At 57.4% G+C, this 258-nt stretch carries 1 protein-coding gene; it reads right to left on the reverse strand.

The features are described 5' to 3' along the window. On the reverse strand, nucleotides 1–150 hold a 150-nt coding region (locus AMS65_RS20670), incomplete at its 3' end, for a glutaredoxin domain-containing protein (RefSeq protein ID WP_368664704.1). Between the last annotated feature and the right edge of the window lie 108 nt (nucleotides 151–258).

Below are 258 nucleotides of genomic sequence, written 5' to 3' on the forward strand. Positions count from 1 at the left end.
GTTCGTGCGCGTCATCATCTCTTCGCGCTTGCCGGGTTCGCGGTCAATCAGGATCTTCTCGATCTGCTCGACACCGCGCTGCTTCAGGAGTCGTTCCGCTGCCACGCAATAGGGACAGACGGTGGTGCTGTACATGACCACGTGCGCCATAACTTCAACCTCGTTTCTTTATTTCACAACCGGAAGGCCCGCTTGTTGCCAGGCTGCCAAACCGCCTTCGAGCGAATACACCTCACTGTAACCGGCCTGCTTCAGGAC

It is taken from the genome of Leucobacter celer subsp. astrifaciens (assembly GCF_001273835.1).
In the GTDB taxonomy this organism is placed as follows: domain Bacteria; phylum Actinomycetota; class Actinomycetes; order Actinomycetales; family Microbacteriaceae; genus Leucobacter; species Leucobacter celer.